This window comes from Pantoea sp. GW821-FHT03E06, assembly GCF_059420725.1.
The window spans coordinates 16,926-33,573 of the sequence record NZ_JBWKUG010000002.1; the positions used below are offsets into that span (position 1 = coordinate 16,926).

The 16,648-nt window shown below is 53.1% G+C and carries 16 protein-coding genes; 7 read left to right on the forward strand and 9 right to left on the reverse strand.

Annotated features, from left to right (window positions below; genetic code table 11):
- Positions 1-163: 163 nt before the first annotated feature.
- Positions 164-1,111, reverse strand: a complete 948-nt coding sequence (locus tag AC07WB_RS19700; RefSeq protein WP_345830294.1) for a sulfonate ABC transporter substrate-binding protein — start codon at positions 1,109-1,111, stop codon at positions 164-166.
- 265 nt (positions 1,112-1,376) lie between these two features.
- Between AC07WB_RS19700 and AC07WB_RS19705 the strand changes: the two genes are divergently transcribed.
- Together AC07WB_RS19705 and AC07WB_RS19710 are read left to right on the forward strand one after the other, a co-directional pair.
- A complete protein-coding gene (locus tag AC07WB_RS19705; RefSeq protein WP_494941093.1) occupies positions 1,377-3,434 on the forward strand; it encodes an FUSC family protein in 2,058 nt (685 codons plus the stop codon).
- 15 nt (positions 3,435-3,449) lie between these two features.
- Positions 3,450-4,139 (forward strand): aspartate/glutamate racemase family protein, encoded by a 690-nt coding sequence (locus tag AC07WB_RS19710; RefSeq protein ID WP_494941094.1) that lies wholly within the window; start codon positions 3,450-3,452, stop codon positions 4,137-4,139.
- Positions 4,140-4,512: 373 nt separating this feature from the next.
- On the opposite strand, the gene AC07WB_RS19715 is transcribed toward AC07WB_RS19710, so the two are convergent.
- The 6 genes from AC07WB_RS19715 to AC07WB_RS19740 all read right to left on the reverse strand — a co-directional run bounded on the left by AC07WB_RS19715 (position 4,513) and on the right by AC07WB_RS19740 (position 9,328).
- Positions 4,513-5,784: an alanine racemase gene (locus AC07WB_RS19715; protein WP_494941095.1), complete on the reverse strand. Its 1,272-nt coding sequence runs from the start codon at positions 5,782-5,784 to the stop codon at positions 4,513-4,515.
- An 11-nt stretch (positions 5,785-5,795) separates the two neighbouring features.
- Positions 5,796-6,533 carry an amino acid ABC transporter ATP-binding protein gene (locus tag AC07WB_RS19720; RefSeq protein WP_345830290.1) on the reverse strand — a complete coding sequence of 246 codons (738 nt, stop codon included), beginning with the start codon at positions 6,531-6,533 and terminating at the stop codon, positions 5,796-5,798.
- Positions 6,530-7,174 carry an amino acid ABC transporter permease gene (locus AC07WB_RS19725; RefSeq protein ID WP_345830288.1) on the reverse strand — a complete coding sequence of 215 codons (645 nt, stop codon included), beginning with the start codon at positions 7,172-7,174 and terminating at the stop codon, positions 6,530-6,532. Before AC07WB_RS19725 ends, AC07WB_RS19720 begins: the two co-directional genes overlap by 4 nt.
- Entirely contained in the window at positions 7,171-7,908 is a 738-nt protein-coding gene (locus AC07WB_RS19730) for an amino acid ABC transporter permease (RefSeq protein ID WP_494941096.1), read from the reverse strand. The genes AC07WB_RS19725 and AC07WB_RS19730 overlap by 4 nt, the downstream gene beginning before the upstream one ends.
- A gap of 49 nt (positions 7,909-7,957) precedes the next feature.
- On the reverse strand, positions 7,958-8,794 hold the full coding sequence (locus AC07WB_RS19735; RefSeq protein WP_097098237.1) for an ABC transporter substrate-binding protein: 837 nt from the start codon (positions 8,792-8,794) through the stop codon (positions 7,958-7,960).
- Positions 8,795-8,935: 141 nt separating this feature from the next.
- Positions 8,936-9,328, reverse strand: a complete 393-nt coding sequence (locus tag AC07WB_RS19740; protein ID WP_494941097.1) for a RidA family protein — start codon at positions 9,326-9,328, stop codon at positions 8,936-8,938.
- A 393-nt stretch (positions 9,329-9,721) separates the two neighbouring features.
- Between AC07WB_RS19740 and AC07WB_RS19745 the strand changes: the two genes are divergently transcribed.
- The 3 genes from AC07WB_RS19745 (at position 9,722) to zigA (ending at position 13,117) form a co-directional block, all read left to right on the forward strand.
- The gene (locus tag AC07WB_RS19745) at positions 9,722-10,474 is read left to right on the forward strand and encodes an IclR family transcriptional regulator (protein ID WP_345830286.1); all 753 of its coding nucleotides are present in this window, start codon (positions 9,722-9,724) and stop codon (positions 10,472-10,474) included.
- Positions 10,475-10,588: 114 nt separating this feature from the next.
- Positions 10,589-11,695 (forward strand): ABC transporter substrate-binding protein, encoded by a 1,107-nt coding sequence (locus tag AC07WB_RS19750; RefSeq protein WP_097098240.1) that lies wholly within the window; start codon positions 10,589-10,591, stop codon positions 11,693-11,695.
- Positions 11,696-11,896: 201 nt separating this feature from the next.
- The gene (gene zigA / locus AC07WB_RS19755; RefSeq protein WP_345830284.1) at positions 11,897-13,117 is read left to right on the forward strand and encodes a zinc metallochaperone GTPase ZigA; all 1,221 of its coding nucleotides are present in this window, start codon (positions 11,897-11,899) and stop codon (positions 13,115-13,117) included.
- A gap of 33 nt (positions 13,118-13,150) precedes the next feature.
- On the opposite strand, the gene AC07WB_RS19760 is transcribed toward zigA, so the two are convergent.
- Positions 13,151-13,819, reverse strand: coding sequence for an O-methyltransferase (locus tag AC07WB_RS19760; RefSeq protein WP_097098242.1), 669 nt, complete (start codon positions 13,817-13,819; stop codon positions 13,151-13,153).
- Between the two features lie 91 nt (positions 13,820-13,910).
- Between AC07WB_RS19760 and AC07WB_RS19765 the strand changes: the two genes are divergently transcribed.
- Together AC07WB_RS19765 and AC07WB_RS19770 are read left to right on the forward strand one after the other, a co-directional pair.
- Positions 13,911-14,549: a TetR/AcrR family transcriptional regulator gene (locus AC07WB_RS19765; RefSeq protein WP_494941098.1), complete on the forward strand. Its 639-nt coding sequence runs from the start codon at positions 13,911-13,913 to the stop codon at positions 14,547-14,549.
- Positions 14,550-14,679: 130 nt separating this feature from the next.
- A complete protein-coding gene (locus AC07WB_RS19770) occupies positions 14,680-15,501 on the forward strand; it encodes a Cof-type HAD-IIB family hydrolase (protein WP_097098244.1) in 822 nt (273 codons plus the stop codon).
- Between the two features lie 238 nt (positions 15,502-15,739).
- Here AC07WB_RS19770 and AC07WB_RS19775 read toward each other — a convergent pair whose 3' ends face one another.
- A complete protein-coding gene (locus AC07WB_RS19775) occupies positions 15,740-16,627 on the reverse strand; it encodes an SDR family oxidoreductase (RefSeq protein WP_097098245.1) in 888 nt (295 codons plus the stop codon).
- Positions 16,628-16,648: the final 21 nt, after the last annotated feature.

Genomic DNA, 16,648 nt, shown 5'->3' on the forward strand with positions numbered 1-16,648 from the left:
ATACCGCTCAGTTAACAGATGAAAAACCTTGTTAACAAGCGCACCTTCCGTAGCGGCGCAATTCATTGCGCGATAAATCGCGCCGCTACGGAAGGTGCGCTGATTTGATACCGTGATTAACTGGTCGGCATTACGTCATTCATGGCGACCAGTCAGTAATGACTTACTTCTTATCCAGTGACCAGGTTGCGCTGCGCACATCCACTTTCACTGGCAGCAAGCCAACTCGCGTAAAGGTATCCGCCAACGCCTGCTGTTCGTCAAACACCTGCGGTGTCATGCGCGATGCGCCATATGGCAGACGCTTTAAGGTGGTTTGCCAGATGGTTTTATCCAGCCCGGTGGACTTCGACAGAATCGCGGCGGCTTCATCCTGGTTCTTATTCGCCCAGTCGCTCAGCTTGCTCAGCTCATCTACGACCTGCTTAGCAGTATCAGGATGGCCGTCGGCAAACGGACGGCTGGCGAGATAGAAGGTGTAATGCGGTACTAAGCCTTCGGCATTGCGGATTTCACGGGCATCGGCGTTCGCTTCCACTTCAGCAAGGTACGGATCCCAAATCACCCACGCATCAATCGCACCTTTCTGGAAAGCGGCGCGGGCATCGGCGGGTGGCAGATACACCGGCTTAACATCTTTGTAGTTAAGCCCGGCGTCTTCCAGCGCCTTCACCAGCAGGTAGTTCACATCAGAGCCTTTGTTAAGGCCAACGCGTTTATCTTTCAAATCAGCCACACTTTTAATTGGCGAATCTTTTGGCACCACAATCGCTTCGGTTTTGGGATTTGCTGGCGAATGGCCGAGATAGATCAAGTCTGCTTTTGCCGCCTGCGCGAAGGCGGGTGGGGCATCGCCCGTCGCCGCCAAATCAATGCTGCCAACGTTTAACCCTTCCAGCATTTGCGGGCCCGCCGGGAATTCTACCCAACGAATAGTGATACCTTCTTTTTTGAAGGTTTCATCTAGCGTGCCGCGGTATTTCAGCAGCGCAAAGATATTGGCTTTTTGATAGCCGATGGTAACGGTCTCTGGATTAGCGGCAAAGGCGTGTGTGGAGAGCAGGCCAACGCTGAGCGCCAACGCGCTCAGGACAGGAAGTTTTACTTTCATGATGTTTCTCTCGTGGTTTTTTTGCCACCTTAGCAAAGCGCTTATATAACCAATAAATAACTAATTTCGATCGCTTATAACTGATTTTTATGTGATCTGGATCATTCACTGTAGTCAGCATTCAGCGTGTCCTTGAAACAACGATATCCATAGATGCCCATATAATTAGCACGGTAATAATTTGTATAACAAATCAAAATGCCATGGCGAAAAGCTTCTGTCAGGATAAGCAATTCCGCTGCCGGCATAAGGTTTTATCTGTTCTATGAAGTGGTTTTCAAAAAGCGCAGTGCTGTTCTCTGCCAAAACATGTCTTGCTGCCTTTCTGGCTTTTTATATCGCTCTGGAACTCAATCTCGATAAACCGGCCTGGTCACTGACTACAGTGTACGTTGCCTCGCAGCTTTACTCGGGATCGACGGTGTCGAAATCCATTTTCCGCTTCTTCGGTACGCTTTTGGGTGGCTTGTTCACACTGCTGGTTTATCCCGCCACGGTGCAGGATCCGCTGCTTTTCAGCCTGTGCATTTCGCTGTGGGTAGCGGTATGCCTCTACCTTTCTCTGCACGATCGCACGCCGAAAAGCTATGTATTTATGCTGGCAGGCTACAGTGCGGCGATCATGGGCTTTCCGGACGTGGTTTCCCCTTCGGCCATTACTTACACGGTGATTTCGCGTATTGAGGAGATTACCGTGGCGATCGTTTGCAGTAGCCTGGTACATCGGCTGCTCTGGCCCGTTTCGATGCGCAATCTGTTGGAGCAGAGCGTCAACCTGTGGTTTCAGAACGCGCGCAAACTCTGCAGCGAACTGGTTACCGCCATGCCCGCCGAGAAGTCGGTGGAGCGCGACGATATTTTGGTGCAGATGGCCAACTATCCGCTCAACGTTGAAACGCTGATTACCCACTGCGTCTATGAAGGCGATGCGGCGCGGCGGCTGGTGCGCCTCGTCAGCGTGCAGTATCAGCATCTGTCATATTTCATTCCAACGCTGACAGCCATCGAAACGCGTCTTAATCTGCTCGCGCAGCAGCAAATTCGTTTTCCTGAGTATGTAGCTGAAGTGTTCCAGCAATTTTTACTGTGGCTTAACGGTGAGGAGCAACTGCCGGTGCGCGATAAGCTCGCTGCCGCGCAAGAGCAGCTGAAACATGCATGGCAGGAGGGCAGGCTTAACAGCGAAGAGACTATTTTGCTGATTGGTTTACTGGAGCGGCTGCTCAATTTTGTGCGCATTGTCGATGCCTATCAAAGCGTTAGCGAGCGGGTGAGTGAATGGACACCGGCAGTTAAAGCGGGAAAAATGGCGCGTGCGCACAAGCACGTTGATAAAGGGTTATTGCTGCTGTCGTCATTCACCGCGTTTATCGCCACTTTCGCGACCTGCGTGTTCTGGATTGGCAGCGGTTGGTCCGATGGGGCGACTGCGCCGATGATGGCAGCCGTGCTGTGCTCGTTTTTTGCTGGCATGGACAGTCCTATCGCGCCCATGAAGCTGTTTCTTAAAGGTGTATTAATATCGATGGCAATCAGCCTGATGTATATCACGCTGTTCATTCCGCAGGCCGTGACCTTTGAGGCGTTAGTGATTTGCCTTGCGCCGGGTTTGCTGGCGTTAGGTTTGGTTATCGCCAATCCTGCTACCAATCTGATTGGCCTGATTGTCGCCACGCAAATCCCCGGACTGATCGGTATGAGCCACCATTTCAAACCCGATCTGCAGCTTATAGTGAATGCCATGCTATCAACGCTGGTAGGCATTGCCTTTGCGTTGGTGATCACGGCGCTGATCCGTAACAAGCGTCCTTCGTGGACCGCCAAACGCGCAGTGCGCAAAGGGATCCGCGAGCTGCTGCACTTTATCGCCACGGTGCGTCTTAACAGTGTGACCCTGACGGCGCGTCAGCAGTTTGTGTCGCGCACGCTGGATAAGGTCAACATCATCCTGCCGCGTAAACGTGTCGATCCGGCTCCGGATTTAGTCTCCGGCGGTAATCTGATCGCCGAAGCCTGGCTGGGCGCGAACTGTTACGACTACTACACGCGCCATCGTGAACTTTTGCTGGCACATCATATTGAGAGCGCGGCGATGTTCCATGAACTCAGCCAGTTTTTGAAACGTCGGTTGAAGTCGTTACAAAGCTCACCGCAGCCGCAGCTGCTGGCAGAACTCAATACGTTGCTGTTACATCTTGAAGCGGCAGCGATACAGGAAAACATGCTGTTTGCGCCGATGTTCCACCTGTTCAATATCCGCTTATCGTTGTTTCCTTCAGCGCGTTGGCCGGAAATCCCGTACAGTGCTGAGCAGGGCATTTAAAATGGAGTTAAGCAAATGAAAATGATTGGTTTGATTGGCGGCATGAGCTGGGAATCTACCGCGCTGTATTACCGCATTATCAATGAGCAGGTGAAACAGCAGTTGGGCGGTTTACACTCTGCACTCAGCCTGATGTATAGCGTCGATTTCCATGAGATAGAACAGCTACAGGCCGCGGGCGAGTGGCAAAAGGCGGGTGAGATTCTGGCGGATGCCGCGCGCAGCCTTGAGCAGGGCGGGGCAGATTTCATCGTACTCTGTACCAATACCATGCACAAAGTGGCGCAGCAGATTACCGATGCGGTCAGCATTCCGCTGCTGCATATAGCTGATGCCACGGCACAGCGCATTCGTCAGGCGCGCGTGAAGAAGGTGGGTTTGCTGGCAACGGCGTTCACCATGGAGCAAGAATTTTATAAAGGACGGCTTAATCAGGCGGAGATTGAGGTGCTGGTGCCCGATACAGCAGGGCGCAAAGTGGTGCATGACATCATTTATCAGGAACTCTGCCTCGGCATCATTCGTGAGGAATCACGTGCGCATTATCGCAAGATTATTGCTGAGCTGGTGGAGCAGGGCGCTGAGGCGATTATCCTGGGCTGTACCGAAATTACTTTGCTGGTGAACGCAGAGGATGCCAGCGTACCGCTGTTCGATACCACATTGATTCATGCCGAAGACGCGGTAAAGCTGGCGTTATCGTAGGGTCGCCACTCATGGCGTCCTGGTGCGCATGAATGCGCACCCTACAAAACCTGCACATTTTCGTAGGATCGCCACTCATGGTGTCCTGGTGCGCATGAATGCGCACCCTACAAAGCCTGCACATTTTCGTAGGGTCGCCACTCATGGCGTCCTGGTGCGCATGAAAGCGCACCCTACAAAGCCTGCACATTTTCGTAGGGTCGCCATTCATGGTGTCCTGGTGCGCATGAAAGCGCACCCTACAAAGCCTGCACATTTTCGTAGGGTCGCCACTCATGGTGTCCTGGTGCGCATGAAAGCGCACCCTACAAAGCCTGCACATTTTGTAGGGTCGCCATTCATGGCGACCTGGTTAAAACGGTTCATAAAACCATCAGAACGCTGTTTCCAGTGAATCTGTGACGCAATAATCATCATCGACCAGCGGCAGATAGCGCCATTTATCAAAAGCGGTACACGGATGCGAAATACCGCAGCCCACCCAATCGCCCACCTGCAGAGGGTCATCTTCAGGCAGCAGCAAATAGGCGTGCTGATCGTTAACGTCGCTGATGCGCAGATGCGTTGCCGAGCGCGGTGCGCTGCCATCGGCACGGCGGATCCACAGCGGGTTGGGCAAATCCTGATCAAATGGCACGTCACGCCGACCAAAATCCACGAACGCTAATCCCGGCTCTGGACGTGATAACACTCGTCCCCAAATCTCGAGCGCGGCCTCAAAATGGTGTGATGCGCCAGGTTGCGCAAAGGGCGCGATACGAGCGTAGAGACCGCTATCGTGTGCCATATAAGCGCCAGAGCGGATCAACGGCGTCATCGGCAAGGGCAGTTTTGCCGCGGTAAAGCACTCCGTCACCACATCAAACCAGGCTCCACCACCGGCGCTTAAAATAATGTGGTCGCTGCCAAACAGCTGCTTCTCCGCCAGTATTGCTGCCGTTGCGATCATCATTTGGCAGTAATCCTTGACGCGTTGAATACCTGATTGATCGCGACCGGCGCCAAGTGCACCTTCATAACCGGCAACACCCACCAGCTTGAGCGACGGGCAGGCTGCAACTGCTTCAGCAATTGCCACGGCTGCCTGCTGGGAACGGCAACCGGTACGTCCACCGCTAACGGACATCTCCAGCAGAACCGAAATCTGGCTATCACCGAGGTGCTGTTCCAGCAGTTTTACCCCTTGCAGTGAATCTACATAGCAAAGGAAGCCGTGATCGGGATGCTGCTGTTGCCACTGTGCAATCCAGCGAATGCCCGCCGGATCGACCAACTCGTTAGCGAGAAAGACATTGCGAATGCCGAACTGCCGCAGCGCGCGTACCTGAGCGGGTGTGGCAGCACCTAAACCCCATGCGCCACCCTCCGCAATAGCGCGACGCAGAATGGCGGGCGACATCGAGGTTTTCCCGTGCGCCGCTAACATCACGCCTTTTTCATTACAGAAGGCCGCCAGCTGGCGCAGATTATTCTCCAGCGCCGACTGTTTCATGACCATCAAGGGTGAAAACACGCGATCGCTACTGAGCACCGAGGTACCGCTTGCCAACGGCGCATCTCCGGCACCCGCTACGGATTTAAAACGCGGCGCGAGCAACTCTTCATCTAATAAACCATCCGCCTGCAGCGGAAAGCGAATCGACATATCTCCTCCTGTTAGTGTTCAAGCACGCGTGATAAAAACTGCTGGGTGCGCGGATTTTGTGGATTAACGAAAATCTGCTCGGGCGAACCCTGCTCAGCAATAACGCCTTGGTCCATAAACACCACGCGATCGGCGGTTTTCCGCGCAAAGCCCATTTCGTGCGTCACCACCACCATCGTCATACCTTCACGCGCCAGGCTGCGCATCACTTCCATGACTTCACCCACCAACTCTGGATCCAGTGCCGATGTGGCTTCATCGAAGAACATGATTTTTGGTTCCACCGCCAGCGCACGGGCAATCGCAACGCGCTGCTGCTGGCCGCCGGAAAGCTGTGCCGGATAATGATGTGCGCGCTCAGCGAGGCCTACGCGCGTCAGCGCCGCCATTCCGCGCTTTGTGGCTTCCGCTTCAGACAGTTTTTGTGCTTTAACAAGCGCCAGCGTGACGTTGCCAAGTGCGGTTTTATGAGGAAACAGGTTGAACTGCTGGAACACCATGCCAACGTGACCGCAGATTTCGTTGGCGCGCTTACGTTCATGCAGCGGCACTTCATTCACCCAGACTTCACCGCCGTCGGCGATCTCCAGTCCGCTCATAATGCGCAACACGGTGCTTTTTCCCGAGCCAGAGGCACCGATCAGCACCAGCACTTCACCCGGTGAAACATCCAGACTGATCTCTTTCAAAACCTGGGTAGAGCCAAAAGATTTGGTGATCCGGCTCAGCGTAATGGCGGATTTGCTCATGAAATTTGGCTCCTGGTCTGATGATGTTGTACCCAACGGGAAATGGGGAAGCAGATAGCGAAGTAGAGCAGGGCAACCAGACCGTAAACCACCACCGGCTGGCCGATGCGATCGACAATCGCCTGTCCCTGATGCATCAGTTCGGACATGCCGATCATGCTGACGATCGAGGTATCTTTAATCAGTGAAAGATATTGCCCTGCTAGCGGTGGCAGCACGATGCCACGCGTTTGCGGCAGGACTACACTCATGAAGGTCTGGCGCTTCGACATGCCAAGAATCCATGACACTTCCCACTGACCTTTCGGCACGGCTTCAATACCGGCGCGGAACACCTCGGCGATGTATGCGCCCTGATAAATGCTTAGCCCCAGAATGCCGGCGGCAAACAAATTGATGTCGTAGCCGAAGTAAGCCACGCCGAAGTAAATGAACATCAGTGTGATCAGCACTGGCGTGCCGCGAAACAGTTCGGTATAGATCACAGCGATCTGCCTGGCGACCGGCAGGCGGCTGGTGCGCAGCACCGCGGCCAGCAATCCCAGCAGCGTGCTGCCAATAATCGCCGCCACCGACAATAGCAGCGTGATACCGAGCCCTTTCAACAGAATCGGTAACGAACTGATGATTAAGTCGTTCATAGCGCGCGCTCCCGCTTCAATGGATTAGTCAGCCATTTTCTTGCCCACCACCATGCGGACTTTTTTACTGGCGTCACCAGCGGCGGGTGGAACATGCGCCGTCCTGCAAGCGTTCCCAGCCACGAGAACAGGTTGCTCAGCACTAAATACACCAGCGCGACCACGCTGAACGTTTGGATATAGAGCAGCGTACGCGCATTGATCACCGTCGCGGTGCCGGTCAGTTCTGGCAGCGCGATAGCTGAGAGCAACGAGGTGCCAAGCAACAGCTGAATCAGGTTATTGATAATGGCCGGCCACACCGCACGCGCTGCCTGTGGCAGTACCACATTCAGGAAGATCTGTCGCCGCGGAATCCCCAGCACCCACGCGGCTTCGAGTTGGCCTTTGGGTACCGATTGAATTCCCGCGCGGAAGGTTTCGGAGAGATAAGCCCCCACGTTGATCCCCAGTGCCAGCACGCCTGCGGTAAAGGCGCTCATGGTGATACCGAGCGACGGCAGACCAAAGAAGATGATGAAAATTTGCAATAGCACCGGCGTATTACGGATGAATTCAACGTAGCAGTGGCTGATCCAGCGCAGCGGCGCCAGCGGCGATGCTTTAGCCAGCGCGGAGAGCAATCCCAGCGCGACCGCCAGCGCAAACGCCAGCAATGTCACTTGCAGGGTTAGCAAGGCGGCTTCGAGAAATGTGTCGGCATAGCGCCACAGGGTTAGCCATTGATAACTCATGGTTCTGCTCCTTGGGGCGGCGCAGCATGTTCTGCCGCGCCGCGTGCCATCAATATTGCGGATTCAGCGGGTAGCGCGGCTTGTTGCCGAACCATTTCTGATACAGCTGGGCGTTTTCGCCGGAAGCGTTAATTTCAAACAGGAATTCGTTTAGATAGTTGGTCCACACTTGGTCACCTTGTTTCACGCCGAAGGCGTTGTATTCCAGCGGTACCAGCGCTTCATTGGTGACGGTAAGCGTCGGGTCGAGCTTGGCCTGATAGGCGAGGAAGTTGTTATCCTCGATCATCGCATCGGCCTGGCCCTGTTTTACCGCGAGAATCGCCGCCTGCGATGAATCATATTCTTGAATCTTCACGTCGATGCCGAGGTTGCGTACTTCGTCGCCGTTGGTGGAACCTTTCACCGTGGCGATCGTTTTGCCGCCCATGTCGTGGGCAGATTGGATGCCGCTATTTTTACGCACCAGCATCGCTTCACTCGCGACCACATACGGGTTGGTAAAGCCGATCTCTTTAGCGCGCTCCAGATTACGGGTGAAGTTACAGAACACCACATCCACTTTATTGGTTTGCAGATTGGGAATGCGGTTGGCGCTGGTGGTATTGACCATCTCAAGCTTCACGCCCATCTCTTTGGCCAATGCTTTGGCGAGATCAACATCGTAGCCGTCGGGATTGCCGTCTTTATCGTAAAACCCGAAGGGAGCGAAGCTCAGGCAATCGCCCACGCGTAAGGTGCCGCGCTGCAACACGGTTTGCAGTGCAGATTGTGGTGCTGCACCAGCGTCTTTTTTCTCTTCCGTGGGCGTACAGCCTGCCAGAGTCAGTAAAACCAGCGCACTGGCTACCGCTTTGACGCTTATTTTTAGCGATGTTGTATTCATTTATATGCTCTCTTTAGATATTTTGACGAGACGGCATCGCGCCGTTATTTCACAGCAAAATAGAAAGGCATTAATTAATAACAGGCTGTCCTGGTGCAGGCGCTTAAAGTGAATTTCGCCAGCCTGTTTTGAGGTTAATAATTATTTACGATCGGCACGGAAGCATTTCATATCGACTTCCACTTTGCAGTCCACCACTAAATCCTGCACGCTACAAATACGCGCGGGTGGATTGCCGCTGAATATCTCACTGAACACCTTATTGAATGAACTGAAATAGCGTGCATCAGTTAATACCGCGGTGACGTGCACCACATCTTCGACGCGATAGCCGGCCTCGCGCATGATAGTGAGGCAGTTTTCGAACGCCAGTTGCGTCTGTTCGATGATGCCACCCTCAACGACCTCACCACTGCGCATTGGCGTTTGGCCGGAGATGTAAAGCCAGCCGTCGGCTTCAACTGCACGAGCGAAGGGCAGTTTTTGCCCACCCGTCCCGGTTCCACCTTCTACACCATAACGTGTAATCGTCATCCCATCCTGCTCCTGTTTGCACGAAAGCGTGGCTTTCTCATTGTCTGATATACCAGACTGCAATCTGCAATACTGGATAGGGCAAGATTTGCACAGGATTTTTTCTTTTGCAATATGTGCATGGGTATTTAATTTTTTGTGATGTAGTCGGGATCGCAAAATAAAATTAAGCGACCGTTCATTTTTAAATGAGAATGTGATCGTTATCGTGATTTTATAAAAGCGAGGGCGGTGCAGTGCGCCAAAATGAGGCCCCAAAAAAGAACACCTAAATAAAATTCTGATGAATAATTTTTATTTAATCTGAGATGGGTAAAAGCATAAGCCACGTGTATGATGTTTTGCTTATATCCCCCTTAACTATTCGTAGTAGAGCAGCAGGAGAGTGAGTGTATGCCGGATGAAAAACCCTCACGGGCGCGCGGCGTTGACCGGGTTATTGATATTTTTCGGCAGTTGCACAGTGCGCGCCAGCCGATGGCGATGCGTGAATTGATTGAAGCGACGGGAGCGCCGCGATCCAGCATTTATGAATTAGTTAGTCTGCTGAGTGAAGCCGGTTTGCTGGAACTGGATGCCGAAGGCGCCGTTTTTTTTGGCCGGGAAATGCACTATTACGGTGCGGATTACATGGCGCACAACGACCTCATTCGCCGGGCGCATCAGCTGATGGTGGAGATTGTGGCGCGCCATGGGGAAACCGTGCAGCTCTGCATGCTGGAAGGCAATAAATACACCGTGGTGCTTTCGGAAAGTAATGCCCATCCGTTCAAGATCACCTCAGATATCGGCGTGCGCGTGCCAATTACCTGGACGGCTACCGGCCGCTTACTGCTCAGCAACTGGTCTGACAGCGCGATTCTGGATCTCATCCCGGAAGAGGATTATCGCCTCGCCAGCGGTCAAATCCTCGATAAGCAGGCGTTTCTTGATGAAATTCACCATGCGGGAAAACTGGGTTACTGCATGACCGAAGGCTTATCTGAAAGCTTCACCTGCTGCATGGCCGCGCCGATTCGTTCACGCAGTGGCCAGGCCGTGGCCGCGATTTGCTTTATGGTGAGCCGTGATACGCCGCAGGAGCGTCGCCAGATGCTGCTGCAGGAGCTGATCACGTCTGGGCAGAAACTGTCTGATTTCACCTAAGCGCAGCCGTAAAACTCCGTTACAACTGATTGAAGTGGCGTTTATTTCCGCCACTTAAGGTTGTGTTAAGGTAATTGATAATAATAACTATTCTTTTTACCACGGAGTTTTAGGATGAAAACGCGCCTGCTTTTGGCAATGGGTTTACTGGCTTCAACCGCGGCTGCCGCCACGACCTATCCGCTGACCGTCACCGATATGGACGGTAAAACGCAAACCATCAATAAAGAGCCTCAGCACATTATCTTGCAGGATGGTCGCGACATTCTGACGCTGGCGCTGCTTGACCGAGACGATCCGTTTAAGCGCGTGGTAGCGTGGAACAACTTGCCGAAAAAACAAGATACGCAAACCTGGGACGCGCTGAAAGGCCGCTGGCCGGAAGCGACAAAAATTGTCGATATGGGCTTTAGCGATCAGGGCCAGGTCAACCTCGAAAGCGTGCTGGCACAGAAACCGGATTTAATGATTGCCCAACTGCGCGCCAAACCCGCCTTGCAGCAGTCAGGCGTGCTTGACACCCTGAATAATCTGCATATTCCTGTGGTATTTGTCGATTACGAACTGCATCCGGCGCAAAACACCGCACCAAGCGTGACGCTGTTGGGTAAAGTGCTGAACCGTGAAACGCAGGCTAAAGCCTATACCGATTTCTATCAGCAGAAGTTTGAGCGCATTTCCCAGGCGGTAGCGAAAATAAAGAACAAACCGACGGTATTTATCGAACCGATCGCCGGTAACAGCGATAATTGCTGCTTTACTCACAGCCATAACGGTTGGGGCGGATTGGTGGAGGCGGTTGGCGGGAAAAACATTGGCTCTGAACTGCTGCCGGGCAATGCCGGATTTGTGGCGCTGGAAAAAATCATCGCCATGAAACCTGACGTCTACATTATGACGGGATCTAAACGGCCCAATACTAATGTGCTGCCGTTTGGCTATGGCGTTCAGCCGCAGGAAGTTAAGGCGACCTTCGATACGTTGCTGAAGCGCACCGGCTTATCGCAGATCGAACCGGTGAAGCAGGGCCGCGTGTACGGCGTTTATCACCACTTCTATAACCATCCGTACAACATCATTGGCATGGAAATTCTGGCGAAGGATCTCTATCCGCAGCAGTTTGCCGATCTGAAGCCGACCGCCGATTTCCGCACCCTCGTTAAGACCTTCACTACTCTGCCGGATCAAGCAATTGATTTGAGTTACCCCAATAATCAGTAATCCTTCGTATGCCTGGTGCGCATTAATGCGCACCCTACGAAAACCCAGCTCAATACACATAGGGTCGCCATTCATGGCGATCCATTTATTTTACCCCAATCAACATTCTTCGATGACATCTCAATTTGTTATGTTATAACATAACAATTTTACCGCATGCGTCACTACGACTTGTGCTCGCTGTCATATGAAGGAGTTGTTATGTCCGCAATAACCCCATCTACCCATGGGTCTAAAAAGCTGCCGGTCACTGTGCTTTCCGGTTTTCTCGGTGCCGGTAAAACTACGCTGCTAAATCATATTCTGAATAACCGCGAAGGCCGTCGCGTGGCGGTGATCGTCAATGACATGTCGGAAGTGAATATTGATGCCGCGCTGGTGCGCGAGGGCGGGGCAGAGCTGTCGCGCACCGACGAAAAGCTGGTGGAGATGAGCAATGGCTGCATCTGCTGCACGCTGCGCGAAGATCTGCTGCTGGAAGTTAATCGACTGGCGAAGGATGGGCGCTTCGATAACCTGGTGATCGAATCGACCGGCATTTCTGAGCCGCTGCCGGTGGCGGAAACCTTTACCTTCGCCGATGAGGAGGGCCAAAGTTTGTCTGCTGTGGCGGCGCTAGACACCATGGTGACGGTGGTCGATGGCTTCAACTTCCTGCGTGACTATGAATCGAATGAAAGCATTCAGTCGCGCGGTGAATCCCTTGGCGCAGAAGATGAGCGCACGGTGGTGGATTTGCTGGTTGATCAAATCGAGTTCTGCGATGTGCTCATTCTCAATAAAACCGATCTGATTGATGAAGTGGAAAAGGCGCGGCTGATGGCGATTCTGACGTCGCTTAATCCGCGTGCCAACATCATTACCTCTGAATTCGGCAAGGTCGCGTTGGAGCAGGTTCTCAATACTGGCTTGTTCGATTTTGACGCTGCGGCGCAGGCGCCGGGCTGGCTGCAGGAGCTACGCGGCGAACATACGCCAGAAACCGAAGAGTATGGCATTCGCAATTTTGTGTTCCGTGCGCGTCGCCCGTTCCATCCCGTGCGTTTCGCTCAGGTGATTGAACACGAGATGCACGGCGTAGTGCGTTCCAAAGGCTACTTCTGGCTAGCCAGTCGCCCGCGTCATGCGGGTTCCTGGTCGCAGGCGGGCGGCGTATCACGTCAGGGATTAGCAGGAATGTGGTGGGCTAGCGTGCCGAAAGAGCGCTGGCCTGAGGATGAAGAAAACCTGCAGTACATCCTCGATAACTGGGTGGACGGAACGGGGGACGCTCGTCAGGAGCTGGTCTTCATTGGCATTGACATGGACGAAGCCGCGCTGCGTGAAAAGCTTGAGGAGGCGCTACTCACTGATGAGGAAATGGCGTCTGGCGCAGATAACTGGATCGCGCTCCCCGATCCTTTCCAGCCGTGGTTTAACTGATCCACCGTATTTACGGGAGGCGGGCAGGCCTCCCTACATTTTCCCCAACCACATGGAGACTTCCACGCCATCGTTGAACGGCAGCGACATGAATTCGCGACTGCTGCGCACGCGTTCAAGATAGGCTGGGCTGAAATCGGCATCATCCGCAACGATCAGTGCGCCCGCACGTAAATAAGGCTCTACCAGCGTCAAAATCTCTGGATAGATCGCTTTTGCGCCATCCAGTATCAACATATCAATGGATGCAGGTAAATCGCGGCTCAACGTGTGTAAGGCATCCCCCACGCGTATCTCAATCAGATCGCTGACGCCCGCATCGGCAAAATGGTTCCGCGCCAGCGCTACTTTACCTGGCTCAAATTCACAGGTGATGATGTTGCCACCGCCATTATCGCGCACTGCTGCGGCCAGATGCAGGGTGGAAATCCCGAATGAGGTGCCAAACTCAATCACTGATTGCACATTGCTGCTGCGCGCCAGCATATACAGCAGTTTGCCGGTTTCACGGGATATCGCCAGCGGTACATCTTTCAGATGACCATACAGCTCAAGGTAATCAGTTTTACTTTGCAGCAGGCGATGTTGTTCGGCATCGGACATCTTACGGAACGCTTCATTGGTGGGATGCGCCATATTATCGGCCAGCTCAAACAGGTAGTTCAACAGCGGTGCTAACGGCGCTGATGTTAAGGTGTTCATGGTTTTCTCCGGACATGAAAAAATGGATTATGCTGTGCGAACAGAATACGATGAATTAATCGCATTTCACTATTCGTGTTCAGGAGAGCCTATGGCTGAGCGTCGTAACACTAAGATTTCAGAGCGAAAAAGGCCGCAGCAGTTGCGTTCGAGCGAGCTGGTTTCGGCCATTTTGCAAGCGGCTACTCAGGTTTTAGAGCAGGAAGGGGCCACGCGTTTCACCACCGCGCGCGTGGCGGAGCGAGCCGGCGTCAGTATTGGATCGCTTTACCAGTATTTTCCCAATAAGGCGGCTATTCTTTTCAGATTGCAAAGCGAAGAGTGGCAACGCACCGGCAATTTATTAGCTGCAATCTTGAGCAATAACGCGGTGTCGCCGCGCCAGCGTTTGCACGATCTCACGCTGGCATTTTTGCAATCGGAGTGTGAAGAAGCAGCAATGCGCACGGCGCTTAATGACGCCGCACCGTTATATCGTGATGCACCTGAAGTACAGGAAGCGCGGGCGGCGGGTGATAATGTCATCAGTGATTTTTTGTTGGAACTGCTGCCGCAATCCAATGAGGACGATCGTGCGCGCGCCGCGGATTTAATCAATAGCACGCTGGGCAATGTGGGCAAACACTTCTCCGAATCACCGCGTACGCCTGCAGAGATCCAGGCGTATGCGCAGGAAATGGCGCAGATGTTTTGTGCCTGGATCAGGGAAAAAGGCGCTGATTTACAGTAAAAGATGGACTGGAAATCTCTGAAAGCGGTTAACAAACTCATTATTCACATTCTCAATAATCCACACCGCGAGTAAGCTTAAGAAAACCTTTTAGCTGGATGCAGCAAGCGAACAAATACGGGAGAGCAAAATGGCAGTAAAAATGATTGCGGTGGATATGGATGGGACTTTTCTCGATGACAACAAGCAGTACAATGCGCAGCGTTTTGCTCGCCAGTACGCATTGCTGAAAGAGAAGGGGATCCGTTTCGTGGTCGCCAGTGGCAATCAGTATTATCAGTTACTGCGCTATTTCCCTGAGATTAAAGATGAAATTGCTTTTGTAGCGGAAAATGGCGCCTGGGTTTCTGATAGTAATGAAGAGATCTTCTGCGGCGAATTGGCGCCGGAGCGCGTGCATCAAATCCTCGATATTCTGGCAAAAGAGCCGGATATCAGCACCGTAGTATGCGGCCGCAATGGCGCATATGTGCATACGTCAATGTCCGACGAGGTGATCGCTATGCTGGCGAATCACTATCATCGCCTGGAAAAACGCGACAATCTGTACGATATCGATGACACCATCTTCAAATTCTCGCTGAATCTGGCGCATGAAGGTGTGGATGCGTTGATGGAGCGCTTGCACGCAGAACTAAACGCGATTGAAAACATCATGCATCCGGTATCCAGCGGCTTTGGCTTTGTCGATTTGATCATCCCCGGCTGCCATAAAGCGCACGGCATCGCACTGCTGCAGGAGAAATGGGGCATTGATGATTGTGAAGTGGTCGCGATTGGTGATAGCGCGAATGACATCGAAATGCTGCGCCAGGCCTGCTATAGCTTCGCTATGGCGAATGCGGCAGCACCGGTGAGTGCGGTGTCGCGTTATAAAACTGAAAGTAACAATGATGAAGGCGCACTCAACGTTATTGCTCGTCTGCTGGCGCGAGAAGAGCCATTTGGTTAAATGAGAGTGCCAGGTGCGCATGAATGCGCACCCTACAAAAATCCCGCTATAAACGTTGGGTCGCCATTCATGATGTAATGGTTATCAATTAAGAGATGAAAAAAACTTTATTACCGAGCGCACACCTAGTAGCGGCGCAATTTATTGCGCGATAAATCGCGCCGCTACGGAAGGTGCGGTGATTTGATACGGCGCCTAACTGACGAACATTACGCCATTTTTGGCAACCAATCTGCCTTTAGCTGAAATAACCCGCCTCACGCATATCCTGTAATAATCCCGGTTCGGTGGGTTGCCAGCCGAACGTTTGGCGCGTCCATGCACTTGACGAAGGATTATCCGTTGAAGCGAAAAAGGCCATCCAACCGAGCCAGGCTTTTGCCTCCTCCAGCGTCAGGCTTTTAACCGGCAGCGCTAATCCTGCTCCGATAGTTTCGGCAATCTGACGGAATGGAATGCCTTCTTCCTGTACGGCATGCAGAATTGCACCTGCTTCGGCCTTTTCGGCCGCAAGGCAAAATAGCTCAGCGGCATCGTTACGATGCACCGCCGGCCAGCGATTTTCGCCCTCGCCAACATACACCGCCGCGCCTTTTTCTTTCGCCATATTGATGATCATTGGAATAAAACCGTGATCGCCAGCGCCATGTACCGTCGGTGGCAAACGGACCAGCGCCACGCGCACCCCGCGATCGGCCATGGCCAGGGCGGCAACGTTGGAATTTGAACGAGGATGCGCGCCGGCCACGGGGCGAATGTGTTCCGTGGCGAGTTGTCCTGGCGAGACTAACGCTGTGCCGGTGGTGACTATCAGCGGGCGATTAGAACCGGCCAGTACCTCACCCATTGCCAGAATGGCGCGCTGATCGACCTCGGCGGCATGATCCATGCGGCTGAAGTCGTGAATATAACCGGCATGAATCACGCCATCGCTTTGCTCAACGGCGTTACGTAAACTGGCCACATCTTCCAGTTCGCCGCGGACCACCTGAACACCCTGCTGCTGTAGTTTTTCAGCTGAAGCATCGCTGCGTGCTAAACCTAGCACTTCATAACCGCGTGTCTGCAGTTTTTTCACAATGGCCGAGCCAATAAATCCGCTCGCCCCGGTCACAAAAATTCGCATAATCGTGCTCCACTTCATCAA

Bases quoted from the DNA above. Each gene is read 5' to 3' on its own strand.
- AC07WB_RS19725 (WP_345830288.1), bottom strand. From the start codon at position 7,174: ATGAACGACTTAATCATCAGTTCGTTACCGATTCTGTTGAAAGGGCTC.
- AC07WB_RS19740 (WP_494941097.1), bottom strand. From the start codon at position 9,328: ATGACGATTACACGTTATGGTGTAGAAGGTGGAACCGGGACGGGTGGG.
- AC07WB_RS19775 (WP_097098245.1), bottom strand. From the start codon at position 16,627: ATGCGAATTTTTGTGACCGGGGCGAGCGGATTTATTGGCTCGGCCATT.
- AC07WB_RS19765 (WP_494941098.1), top strand. From the start codon at position 13,911: ATGGCTGAGCGTCGTAACACTAAGATTTCAGAGCGAAAAAGGCCGCAG.
- AC07WB_RS19760 (WP_097098242.1), bottom strand. From the start codon at position 13,819: ATGAACACCTTAACATCAGCGCCGTTAGCACCGCTGTTGAACTACCTG.
- AC07WB_RS19705 (WP_494941093.1), top strand. From the start codon at position 1,377: ATGAAGTGGTTTTCAAAAAGCGCAGTGCTGTTCTCTGCCAAAACATGT.
- AC07WB_RS19715 (WP_494941095.1), bottom strand. From the start codon at position 5,784: ATGTCGATTCGCTTTCCGCTGCAGGCGGATGGTTTATTAGATGAAGAG.
- AC07WB_RS19735 (WP_097098237.1), bottom strand. From the start codon at position 8,794: ATGAATACAACATCGCTAAAAATAAGCGTCAAAGCGGTAGCCAGTGCG.
- AC07WB_RS19745 (WP_345830286.1), top strand. From the start codon at position 9,722: ATGCCGGATGAAAAACCCTCACGGGCGCGCGGCGTTGACCGGGTTATT.
- AC07WB_RS19770 (WP_097098244.1), top strand. From the start codon at position 14,680: ATGGCAGTAAAAATGATTGCGGTGGATATGGATGGGACTTTTCTCGAT.
- AC07WB_RS19700 (WP_345830294.1), bottom strand. From the start codon at position 1,111: ATGAAAGTAAAACTTCCTGTCCTGAGCGCGTTGGCGCTCAGCGTTGGC.
- AC07WB_RS19730 (WP_494941096.1), bottom strand. From the start codon at position 7,908: ATGAGTTATCAATGGCTAACCCTGTGGCGCTATGCCGACACATTTCTC.
- AC07WB_RS19720 (WP_345830290.1), bottom strand. From the start codon at position 6,533: ATGAGCAAATCCGCCATTACGCTGAGCCGGATCACCAAATCTTTTGGC.
- AC07WB_RS19710 (WP_494941094.1), top strand. From the start codon at position 3,450: ATGAAAATGATTGGTTTGATTGGCGGCATGAGCTGGGAATCTACCGCG.
- zigA (WP_345830284.1), top strand. From the start codon at position 11,897: ATGTCCGCAATAACCCCATCTACCCATGGGTCTAAAAAGCTGCCGGTC.
- AC07WB_RS19750 (WP_097098240.1), top strand. From the start codon at position 10,589: ATGAAAACGCGCCTGCTTTTGGCAATGGGTTTACTGGCTTCAACCGCG.